General features: G+C 69.8%; 10 protein-coding genes. 6 read left to right on the top strand and 4 right to left on the bottom strand.

Going from position 1 to position 11,056, the window contains the following annotated elements; translation table 11 throughout:
* Positions 1-86 precede the first annotated feature (86 nt).
* The 5 genes from IEY88_RS25050 (at position 87) to IEY88_RS25030 (ending at position 5,004) form a co-directional block, all read left to right on the top strand.
* A complete protein-coding gene (locus IEY88_RS25050; RefSeq protein WP_189157292.1) occupies positions 87-677 on the top strand; it encodes a DUF3558 domain-containing protein in 591 nt (196 codons plus the stop codon).
* Between the two features lie 123 nt (positions 678-800).
* Complete coding sequence (locus IEY88_RS25045; protein WP_189157291.1) at positions 801-1,175, top strand: hypothetical protein; 375 nt, start codon at positions 801-803, stop codon at positions 1,173-1,175.
* 15 nt (positions 1,176-1,190) lie between these two features.
* On the top strand, positions 1,191-2,486 hold the full coding sequence (locus tag IEY88_RS25040; RefSeq protein ID WP_189157290.1) for a hypothetical protein: 1,296 nt from the start codon (positions 1,191-1,193) through the stop codon (positions 2,484-2,486).
* On the top strand, positions 2,483-3,289 hold the full coding sequence (locus IEY88_RS25035) for an ESX secretion-associated protein EspG (RefSeq protein WP_189157289.1): 807 nt from the start codon (positions 2,483-2,485) through the stop codon (positions 3,287-3,289). Before IEY88_RS25040 ends, IEY88_RS25035 begins: the two co-directional genes overlap by 4 nt.
* A 134-nt stretch (positions 3,290-3,423) precedes the next feature.
* Complete coding sequence (locus tag IEY88_RS25030; protein WP_229693734.1) at positions 3,424-5,004, top strand: glycosyl hydrolase family 28-related protein; 1,581 nt, start codon at positions 3,424-3,426, stop codon at positions 5,002-5,004.
* Here IEY88_RS25030 and IEY88_RS25025 read toward each other — a convergent pair.
* Positions 4,999-6,693 carry a hypothetical protein gene (locus IEY88_RS25025; RefSeq protein WP_189157287.1) on the bottom strand — a complete coding sequence of 565 codons (1,695 nt, stop codon included), beginning with the start codon at positions 6,691-6,693 and terminating at the stop codon, positions 4,999-5,001. The genes IEY88_RS25030 and IEY88_RS25025 overlap by 6 nt on opposite strands.
* A complete protein-coding gene (locus IEY88_RS25020; protein ID WP_189157286.1) occupies positions 6,690-8,222 on the bottom strand; it encodes a type VII secretion protein EccC in 1,533 nt (510 codons plus the stop codon). Before IEY88_RS25020 ends, IEY88_RS25025 begins: the two co-directional genes overlap by 4 nt.
* 90 nt (positions 8,223-8,312) lie before the next feature.
* Between IEY88_RS25020 and IEY88_RS25015 the strand changes: the two genes are divergently transcribed.
* Positions 8,313-8,660, top strand: a complete 348-nt coding sequence (locus IEY88_RS25015) for a sterol carrier family protein (RefSeq protein ID WP_373294188.1) — start codon at positions 8,313-8,315, stop codon at positions 8,658-8,660.
* Positions 8,661-8,692: 32 nt separating this feature from the next.
* Here IEY88_RS25015 and IEY88_RS25010 read toward each other — a convergent pair whose 3' ends face one another.
* Together IEY88_RS25010 and IEY88_RS25005 are read right to left on the bottom strand one after the other, a co-directional pair.
* Complete coding sequence (locus tag IEY88_RS25010) at positions 8,693-10,663, bottom strand: alpha/beta hydrolase (protein ID WP_189157284.1); 1,971 nt, start codon at positions 10,661-10,663, stop codon at positions 8,693-8,695.
* Positions 10,660-10,983 carry a DUF2563 family protein gene (locus IEY88_RS25005; RefSeq protein ID WP_189157283.1) on the bottom strand — a complete coding sequence of 108 codons (324 nt, stop codon included), beginning with the start codon at positions 10,981-10,983 and terminating at the stop codon, positions 10,660-10,662. The genes IEY88_RS25010 and IEY88_RS25005 overlap by 4 nt, the downstream gene beginning before the upstream one ends.
* Positions 10,984-11,056 lie beyond the last annotated feature (73 nt).

Here is an 11,056-nt window from a genome sequence, read left to right as displayed (position 1 = left end):
TGGGGTCACCGGCAATGAGTCGGACGGGTGACGCGGGACACCTCGTTCGCCACCCTGTGTGCCTGGCGATCCGATAGTTTGCTCGCATGAGCCGACTTGCCGTCCCGTTTCTGCTGGCAGCGGTCCTGGCCGGGTGTTCGTCGACAGAGCCGGGCAAGCCTTCCGCCGAGGGGGCGAAGACCAGTGCGCCGACGACCGGAACTTCTGCCGGGACCGCCCCCGTGAACAGGCCGAAGAACGTCGACATGCTGAAGCTCGACCCGTGTTCGCTGATCACTCCCGAGGTGAAGGCGACCCTCGGCATGCGTCTTGCGCAGCCTGGTGACCCGGATGCCGACTTCGGCGAGGGCAGCAAGAACTGCACCAGCATCTACGAGGACCGCGCTTACACCACAGGCGTCGACACCCTCGTCAACGGCGGCGTGGACCGGCTCATGAAGACGGTCGGCGAGGCGAACGTCACCAAGCTCCAGGTGGCCGGCTATCCCGCCTACCTGAACAAGCGCGACCCGCAGAAGACCATCCTCGGTTGTGACATCTACATCGATGCGAACGACGGTCAGATGCTCTTCGTCAGCGCCTTCACCTTCGGCGATCCCAAGGCCACCGTGGACGGAGCGTGCGAGCGGGCCACGAAGCTCGCCAACGCCGTCGGGCCTGTTCTGGCCACCAAGTGACAGTTGAGTAGAACTACGCGGCTTATACCTGGAACCGGTCACCCGCGTCATGCATCAGAGCTAGAGTCGTCCCAAATGCACACGCGATCCATTTCCTGAGGGTCGTACTGAGGAGGGTGTGCCGTGTACCTCGCGGACAGTGGAGGTGGAGGCGTTTCGACGCCGCCCGAGTTCGGTCAGCGCAAGCTGAAGGTGGACCCGTCAGCCATTCGACAGGCGCGTGCGGCGTTCGAGAAGGCCCTGGACGAGTTCGATCTCAAGGTCAGGCCTCAGGTGAACCAGCTGCCCACGCGGCCCTGGGCGGAAGACCCGATCAGCAGCGAGACGTCCAAGGCCTTCAACGACCAGACGGCCGACAAGGCGATGACCGCGCTGAACGTCTACCGCGAGCAGCTCGTCGGCGTCATCGCCCAGCTCAAGGCCATCGAGCAGCAGTACATCCTGACCGAGGGCGACAACTCGGCCATCTGGGGCAAGCACCTGCGAGACCAGGGCTGAGAGGGGGACTGACCGATGACTGACCACCGCTTCCAGGGGTACGCGCACCCCGAGCTGTACAAGATGATCAACTCTGGTCCCGGCGTCTCCGCCTCCATCCCGGTCGAGGCCGGCTGGAAGCAGATCGCCGCGACGCTCGCCCAGATCGACGCCGACCTGCACACCGGTCTGACCAAGATGGGCGCGGACTGGGAGTCCGACGCCGCCGACGCCGCCAAGGGCGCGTTGTCGCCGCTGGCCGAGTGGGCCGGTTTCGCCGAGTCCGGCGCGACGACCATGGAGTCCTCCGCGCGACTGCAGGGCGAGTACATCGCCGAGGCGCGCAAGAAGATGCCCGAGGTCGTCCCCGTCACGACCGAGAAGCCCGGCTTCCTCGACTACGCCGGTGGCGCGCTGACCGGTCCGGCCGGCATGGCGCACGTCATCGGCCAGCAGCAGGACCACGAGCGGCAGGAAGCCGCCGCGGACAACGCCGCCGCCCAGGCCGTCAAGGTCATGGAGAACTACCAGTCGGACAGCCGCTGGAACTCCTCGACGCTCGGCGACTTCCCGACGCCGCCGCAGGTCGTGATCGACACGCCGCCTCCGGCCGACACGGGCACGGGCAGCACGCGGGCCGGTTACTCGCAGATCGGCTCCGGCGCACCGACCGGCACCGGCTCGACGACCCCGTCGTGGTCGACCGGCACGCCGACCCCGACGCCGCAACAGCAGGTCTCGACCGGCTGGACGCCTCCGCCGACCGACAACACGCACACCTCGTGGACGCAGCCTCCGACGACGACGCCGCCTCCCACGCACACCCCGCCGCCCACCAACCTGCCCACGCCGACGCCGCCTCCCACCTCGACGCCGCTTCCCGGCGGTCCGGTGTTCACGCGTCCCGGCACGGGCGGTCCCGGCGGTGGTCCCGGTGGCCCCGGCGGCTCCAACAGCGTTCGTGGCGGTCAGCTCGGTGGCGGCGGTGGCAAGACGTTCGGGCCGATGTCCGGCTCGCTCGGCTCGTCCGGCCAGCAGGGCGCGATGAAGCCCGGTGCCATGCCCGGCGGCATGTCCGGCCTGGGTTCCGGTCCTGACGCGTTGCGCGGCGGTGCCGCTGGTGGTGGTGCCGCTGGTGGTGGTGCCGGAGCCGCTGGTGGCGGCAAGGGCGGCGCGGCCGGCATGGGTGCCGGTGGCGGCGCGGCCGGCCAGAAGGGCGACGGCGAGGACGACATCGAGCACAAGGCGGCCGACTACCTGGTCGAGACCGACGACGTGTTCGGCGACGAGCGCATGGTCGCGCCGCCGGTCATCGGCGGCTTGCCGGAGTGAGCCTGTTCGGCGCACCGGCGGAGAGGGAGCCGATCACCCTCTCCGCCGAGGAGTTCGACGTGCTGTGGGAACGGATGGCCGTCGGCCCCATGCCGCTGCTCCTGAAGGTTCCCACCCCCGGCAAGACGCGGGACGAGCGCATCCAGCTCGAGAACCGCGTCTACCAGCAGTTGGACCACCGGCGCCTGGGCAACTCGCGCGGGCTCTCGTCCGAGCTGGACGGGCTCCTGCGCATGTTCGTGAAGCCCGAGCGGGAGGCGGACGGCCGCCTCTGGCTCGGCCACAGCCTGCGCGTCCTCGCCGTCGCGAACGGCGACTGGGGCGCGCTGGCGACGTTGCGGGACGACCAGCTGACACTCCAGCCGTGGGCGGGCTCCGGGCTCGCCTCGGCGGTGCTGTCGGTGCTGCCCGCCCACCCCGCCGGCACGGGTCTGTCGGTGACGTTGCCGAGCGCGGACATCGAGAAGGCGATCGCGCGGACGGACGGTTCGCCGAAGTCGATGGACGCCGCGTTCCGGAGCATCGGGCTGCGCGAGGACGATGCGAAGGCGCTGGTGAAGATGTTCACCGACGTCGTGCACACCGGGAACTTCGGCGCCGCGGCCCGGGACAAGTACGGCAAGCGCTGGCGTCCCGAGCGCGTGGTCGCGTTCTTCGACACCGAAGAGGGCCGCTACCTGCAGCAACGCAAGTCGTCGAACGGTCAGCCGCCGTGGAGCACGTTCACGCCGACCGACGCGCGCCGGATGATGCACCAGGTCGACGAGCTGATCTCCGAGGCAATGCGTTCCGCAGGAGCCTGACGTCTGGTTTGATCTGACCACCGCCGCCGTGGCCAAGACCCCTTGGAGACGGCGAAATGAGCATCGACACCAACGCTTTCGGGCGCAGGCAATTCCTGCTGGCTACAGGGGTTGCGGTGGTCGGGACGTCAATGATGACGGGGACTGCCTCCGCGCAGTCCTCGGCTTCGTTGTGGCAGGAGTTCGTTGCCAACCCGTACAACCACCCGCAGATCCCCAACATCGCCTACGCCGGCTACCGCACGGGTGAGAAGCCCGCCCGCCGCCCGGTCCTCGCGAACGTCCTCTTCTTCGGCGCCCGGCGTGACGGCTCGGCCGACGCCTCCGCCGCGATCAACAAGGCGGTCGAGTTCGTCGGCAGGCTGGGCGGCGGCACCGTCTACGTGCCACCGGGCCGGTACCGCATCGACGACATCGTCCGCATCGGCTACGACAACGTGGTGCTGCGTGGCGCGGGCAGCTCGAAGACGACCTTCTACGCGTCCCGGTCGCTGGAGGAGATCGTCGGCATCAACCGCAGCCGGTACGGCTCGGAGAACTCGGCGTGGAGCTGGTCGGGCGGCCTGGTCTGGGTCTGCCACCGCGACCGCTACCAGCCGCTGGTGGACGCGATCAAGGCGAAGAAGTGGCCGTTCGAGGGCTGGACGGGCAACGAGCTGGAGCAGGGCTCGACGCTGACGAACGTGACGGGCTCTGCCGCACGGGGCTCGTTCGTCGTGACCGTCGAGAACGGACGGTCGCTGCGACCGGGCCAGCGCGTGCTGCTGCGACTCGACGACGCGAACTACTCGCTGCCCAAGCACATGTGCGGCGACGTCCCGGGGACCGCCACCTACAGGTGGGACGACAAGGACAAGCTCCTGTCGTACTTCCCGTTCCTGTGGCCGGTGCGCGTGGAGTGGGTGCGCGGCAACAGGGTCAAGCTCGCGCAGCCGTTGCCGCTGGAAATCCGCCCGGAGTGGAAGGCCCGCCTGACCACGATGGCCCCGGTGATCACGGGAGCCGGCGTCGAGGGCGTCAAGATCGAGATGTTCAAGGTGCCGACGCCGAAGCACCTGCTGGACAAGGGGTACAACGGTGTCGCGTTCCAGTGCGCGTGGGACTGCTGGGCCGACGACGTCCACGTCCAGGACGTCGACAACGGCTTCCTCCTCGTGTCCTCCAAGGGAGTCTCGCTGCTGAACACGCGGGTGTCCGGCCGCGGCCACCACCACGCGTACGCCGTGCGGGAGCAGTCCCACGACAACCTGACCGACGGCTTCGTGATCGAGGCGCCGTCCGAACCCTCGCAGGCGGGCGCCGGCAACCACGGCCTCAACGTCGAAGGCCTGTCGTGCGGCAACGTCTGGACCCGCGGCCGTATGGACCACGACGTCTTCGACACCCACCGCGGCTTGCCGTTCGCCAACGTCCGCACCGAGATCACCATCAACAACGTCGGCGCGCACGGCGGCAGCGCGAACGCGGGACCGTTGTACGGCGCCCGTTTCGCGCACTGGAACGTCACCGTCACCAACCAGCGCGCCGGCAACGTCCGCATCGACCAGGTGGCGCCGTGCAGCGCGACCGTCGCGATCTCCGAGGTCCGCGACTTCGGCCAGATCGACAAGCCGGACTTCGCCGGCGAGCTGAACTCCCGCCTGGAGCTCTACGGCACCACCAGCGTCACGCCACGCAACCTCTATGACGCACAACGGAAGCTACGTCGCTCATGAGCTAGTCATCGCCATCGCCACGGGCAACGACCACGCCACGTCGTTGAGGTCGGTGGGGAGCACGACCCTCTCCACCGACCTGCCGATCCTGCGCGCCCAGCCCTGTTCGGTGAGCTCCAGCCGATACGACCCGTGCTCGCCCGGCGTCACGTCGGACAGCAGGAGGTGCTGCCCGTAGGTCCGTCCCGCCGTGGCCAACGTCTGCAGGACCTCCTTGAACTCCGGGCGTGCTTCCAGGAGTCCGTGCACGCCGTCGACGCAGATCAGCAGTTCGGGCAGGACGAGTCCGGCGGCGCGGTACTCCCAGATGTTCCGGAAGTTGTTGTGCGCCAACGTTCTTGTGCGCTGTTCGTGGTCCTCCAGGAGGTCCACGATGCCGTGCCGCACGTGCGGTGCGCCGTCGATGCCCGCGAACACCCCGTTGCCGTGGAAGTCGATGAGAACCACTTCCAGCTCGTCCGGTGAATGCCGTGCCAGCTGCCCGAGAACCAGCGCGCGGATGCCTTCCGCCCGTCGGTCGTCCGGCGCTACGACCTCGCCGTGCGGCCCCATCCCGTCTTGCAGGTGCTTGGACTTCAGGTCGATCTCGACCGGCTGCCCGAACTCGTCCACACCCACCGGAACCCGGTACTGCAACCTGACCGGGCGTGGCTTCCACACATGCCTGTTCGGCATCTCGTGCAGGGCGAAGAAGTCCGGTGCGGGTTCCTCTGCGTGCATCAGCAGCGGCAACGAGCTCGCCATCTCGTCGAGGTTCGCGGGCGCCGCACAGTCGTCGACCACCAGGTCCGCCAAGCCGCTCGGGCCGTCGAGCAGGAGCTGCATCCCGGACTTCCCGACGTCCGCCGCGATGGTGGCGAACGCCGCCTCCCCGATTTCGGAGAACCCGCTGACGCACACCAGGAGCTGCGGCAACACCTGGTCGAAGCCGCGGTGGTCGAAGACGGTCCACGTGTTGCCGACGACTTCGAGCCGCCGCTCCGACTCCGCGACCAGCAGGTCCGCGATCTGCTGCGGATCACGTGCCGCGTGCCGATGGCGGGCCAGCACGTGCGGTGCCTGGTCGAGTCCGTCGAACACGTCCGAGTCGTGCGCGTCGATGAAGACCGCCTGGAACAACTTGGGCGAGTGCGTGGTCATCAGGCCCAGCACCACACTGCGGAACGCGTCCGGCGACGTGACGCTCAGGTGCGTTCCCGTGCGCCACTTCCCGTCCGCGAAGTGCGTCAGCTCCACGACCACCGGCACGCCGTTCGAGTCGACACCGGCCGGGACCTTCCACCACCGCCCCTTCCACGCGAGGGCCTTGGTGAACCGCCGCAACCCTTGCAGCGCAAGGAAGTCCAGCACCTCGACCCGCAGCGGCACCCGCTCCGGCAGCTCGTCCACCGCCCGCGCGGTGACGATCACCCGCACGTTCCACGAGGCCGCCGCGATCCACCGGACCACGTCGGTCAGCCCGGGATCCTCTGCGGCGCAGTACTTCCAGTCGTCGATCAGCAGTGTCGCACCGGGCTCGGCCCCACGTTCGAACCACGCCAGCAGGTTCTGCCGCCGCCGCTCGTCACCGGGCTCGAAGCTCACCGCGACACCGGCCGCGTCTCCCCTGCCGATGCGGTAGACCCCTTGCAGCGCGGCGATTCGCCGGGCGACGAGGCCGGGCGGTCCGATGAGCGCGAGGTGGTTCACGGCAGCGCGATCTGCGCGGGGAGGCGGCCGGGCAGGGAGAGGCCGAAGCCGGGCCGGTCCGGCACGCGGGCGGCCTGGTCGGGGTCGACCAGCGACGTGGCCGGGTCGTCCAGGCGGAACTCGACGGCGAACGCCAGGCTGTTGCGGATGAACGGCGGCACCTGGTCCCACGTGCGAGCGGTCACGACGATGTGGCGCTGCGGGTCGAGCGGCTCGCCGGGGCCGTCGAGGAGCTGGTAGCGCTCCGGATCGCGGAGCACCGCCCTGAGTGTGCGCAGCGTCGTGCTCTTGCCCGTGCCCGGCTTGCCGACGATGGCGCCGTGGCGCAGTTCCCGGGTGAAGTCGGGCACCAGGACGTCGCGGTGTTGTTCGAAGGGCAGGCCCACCAGGCCGATGGCGCCCGGCGGCAGCGCGGCCAGCCTCAGGTCCGAAGTGGACGGTCGTGGCGGCAGGGTGAGCTTCTGGGTGGACTGGAAGGCGCCGGGCGGAGGCAGGGCGAGCACGTGCGCGGGCGGACAGGTGCCGGCCAGCGCCGGTGGCAGGACCTCGGCCCACTCCTCGAGGTCGTACGGCGCGACCGCGGCCGGCCAGGCGGGGATCTGCGCCGGCGGGGCCGCCGCCAGCCGGTCACCGGAGTAGAGCAGGTGGACGCCGAGCTCCTGACCCGCCCCGCTGAGGGACTGCAGGAGGCCGCGGTAACCGGGGTGCCGTTCCACCAGCGCCTCGGGGCTGTCCACGCAGACCATGAGGGCGGGGAAGGGCTCACCGGTCTGCTTGAGCCGGCGTCGGCGGTCGAGCTCGCCGGACAGGCCGGTGTGGAACTGCTGGAGCACCTCGTCGTCGTCCTCGCCCGTGAACGCGCACGCCACGTGCGGCGCCGCCTCCAGACCGTCGAACAACCCGACGCTCTTCATGTCGAAGAGAGCGAAGTTCAGGTCCGTCGACGAGTGCGTGACCATGAGGCCCAGCAACGCGCTCAACAGCTTCTGCTCGCGTTCCGCGGGCGGGGCCAGGCAGGCGGCTAGGGTCCCGTTGACGTCCACGTACACCGGCCAGCCGCGGGTGTCGGCGCCGATGGCCGCCCGGAGGTCGTGGCGCTGGTACTTGTTGCTCAGGTCGGGTTCGATCTCGTGCAGCGCCAGGAAGTCCGTGGCCTCGCCGTGCAGGTGCCTGCGCAGCCGGTCGGGCACCTCCGACCACCTCCGCGCCGTGACGACGACCTGCACGCCGCGCGCCGGCCCGAACGCGGCGATCCACTCGACGGTCCGGTCCAGCGCAGGGTCGAGGCCGGAGCACAGCTCCCAGTCGTCCATCAGCAGCACCGCGCCCGACGGCGCACCGCGTTCGAACCAGTCCAGCAGGCTGCGGCACCCCGGCTCGTCCGCCGGGTCGAAGGTCGCGGACACGGGCAACGGGTCCGCGCCGCGCCCGATCCGGTACACCGAGATGTCCGGTGCCGCCGCCAGAGCCGCCGTCAGCCGTTCCCTGGTCGCCTGCCCGGGACCGACGACGGCGAAGTTCCTGATCACAGCCCAGAGGTATACCAACAGCGCCGGGAGCGCCGCTGCCCCTTCGCTAATGTGGGGGACGTGCCAGCCAAAGCCGTCGACCCAGCCGAGATGCGAGCCGCCGTGGCAGCCGTGCTCCCGTGGCTGCGAGGCGAGGCTGACCAGCCAGAACGTCCCGCGCTCGCCGCCGCCGTCCGGCTGAGCCTGCGCACCCTCGAACAGATCGCGCCCGGTCGCAGCGTCGAGGTGCGCGTTCCCCCGTTCGCGGCAGTGCAGTGCGTCGAAGGGCCCCGGCACACCCGCGGCACGCCCCCGAACGTGGTCGAGACCGACCCGCGCACGTGGCTCGAACTGGCCACCGGCACCCTCGCCTGGACCGAAGCCCTCGACGGTGCCCGGGTCACCGCCTCCGGGACCCGAGCCGACCTCTCACCACTGCTGCCGGTCGTGAAGTTCTAGCGCCGCGACCGGCACCTCCGCCAGTCGCGGCGCTAGAACCACGACCCGATCGTCTTGATCGCGCCACCGACACCCTCGACGGCGTCGCGCCCGAGCTCCACCACGTTGCCCACGGTGTCGACCACGACGTCACCGGCGTCACTCGCGACCTCGCCGACGGTGTCCACCGCGTGCCCGGCCGCGTCACCCCAGCGCCCGTTCGAGATGTCGTCGACGACCTGACCACCACCGCGCCAGACGTCCTCGCCCATGTCGACGACCTCCTTGCCGGTGTTGACCCCCCAGTCGATGACCGGCCCGACCCCGGGGATGTCCGAACCGGGCACCTCACGCGGGGTGGGAGCGTCCTGCCAGCGCTGCTCGGTGACGCTGCCGCCGTCCCCGTTGGCGATCTTGGCGAGGTTGTCGAGCGACTCGGAGTCCTTGTCGTAGTACGACGAGTGGGCGTGCCCGATCCACGACTCGCCGGACGTGCCGAACGTCTTCGCGCCGAACGAGGAGTCGTAGGGGCCGGTCGACGACCCGTCCTTCGTGAACCAGTCGCCACTCGTCGCCTGGATGACCGGGTCGTGCTCGGTGCCTCCGACGTAGACGTGCCCGCCGCCCGCCGACAGCTGGTCGACGTTGGACGCCCCGACACCCGGCGAGCCGACGAACACGATGTCGTCCGCCTTCAGCCCGTTGTCCATCGCGGAGTAGCCGACGACCGTGCTGCCGTAGCTGTGGCCGATCACCGTGACGTGCGCGTTGGGGTTGGTGGTGCGGTAGCCCTCGACGTCCTTCGCCAGGACCTGGCCGCCCTCGATCGCCTGCGCGGGGTCGTTCACCTGGCCGGGCAGGAACTCCGGCGCGTCGTAGCCGAGCCACTGGACGGCGGCGCCGTCCGGGCCCATCTTCGCGCTGAGGTTCGAGGCCTGGTCCAGGCCGAAGCTGCTGAGCGTCGACGTGGTGCCCGGCACGCACACCGCCACGTTCTTCGCCGTGTCCGGGTTGCCGAACGCGACGGCGATCGCACCTTCCTTGGCACCGGCCCCGTCAGGACTCCACGCCAGCACGTACGCCTGCTTGCCGGTCTCCAGGCTCAACTTCTCCGCTGTGACCAACGCCTGGCCCGCGTCTTCCGCGTTCTTCGCGCGACGTGCCGCTTCGTCGTACTGCGACATCAGCTGCGAACCCTGGGCGTCGTTGCGCAGCGCGCGCTGGCCCTCGGACGAGTTCGGGTCGACGCCGAGTTCGCGTGCACGATCGGCCAACTGCTGTTTGAGCTGGTCCTTCTCCGCGTTGAACCGCGCCACGTCCTCGGGGATCCGCTTGCGGTTCGCGTGGTCGAGCACGTCGGCGGGCAGACCGCGGAGCTGGCCGAGCTCCTGGTACTTGGTGTTCTTGAGCGCTTCCTGCTGGTCCTTGCTGAGCGACTTCCACCAGTCGGCGACGGCCTTCGGGTCGGAACCGGGAGGGGGAACCGGCGGCAGCGCGCCGCCCGCACCGCCGCGCTGGGCGGCTCGGCCCCAGCCGCCGTCCGTGCGCGCGGACTCCTCGAAGCCCGGCGGAATCTTGGTGAGCGCTCCCGCGTATGAACGCAGGACGTTGTCGTAGCCGGACTTCACCTTGTTCAGGGAGTCGTTGACCTGGTTCGCGAGCTGCCGGGTCTGTTCCTCGTCCATGCCCGGTGGGCGCCCGCGCCACACGCCGATCGCCTGATCCGCGGCGCCTCGCATCTGGCCGTAGGCACGTGAAGCGGCCTGAACGATGTCGACACCCGCGCCGAGTCGTTCGGCTGCGGCCTTGGCGGCCGTGGCGGACAGCTGAGCACGAGCGGTGAACTTGGAGGCGGCGTCACCTGTCCAGTTGCTGACAGCGGTCTTGCCGCCGTTGGCGACGGACTCGCCCGCGCGACCGACCGCGCTGATCGCGCCGGTGATCGGGTCTGCGGCGGCAGCGATGCGGCCGACATCGCCGGACGCGAGCCTGCCGTAAAGGCTTTCGGGATCGGTGTAGCTCACTTGCCGCCCCCGAAACCCTGGAGGATCTTCTTCAACGCGGTGGCGTGGTCGTCGTCCGTGCGCTGGTAGGCCTCGGCGTTCGACACCAGACCCTCTGCCGCATCGGTGATCCAGGCAGAACCGCGCTGCAGGTCCTGGGAGTGGGTTCCGGCGAACTTCGACAACGCGTCCGCGAACTCCGCGGCGGCGTCGACCTCGCCGAGCGCGCCCGTGTCGAGCCTGAGCATCGAGATCATCTCCGCTGCCTCGCGCACCGCGTCGGAGCCGTTGCCGAACTCCTTGGACGCGTTGCGCAGCAGCTCTGGCTCAACGCCGAACATCGCCACCCCCTGTTGGTCGTCGATCACTGCGACGCAAATACATCATGGCCGGTTCCACACTCACCCGTAGACC

This window comes from Lentzea pudingi (assembly GCF_014646255.1).
Taxonomy (GTDB): Bacteria; Actinomycetota; Actinomycetes; order Mycobacteriales; family Pseudonocardiaceae; genus Lentzea; species Lentzea pudingi.
The sequence above is the reverse complement of the archived record's forward strand: the minus strand, read 5'-3'. Positions and strand labels throughout refer to the sequence as shown.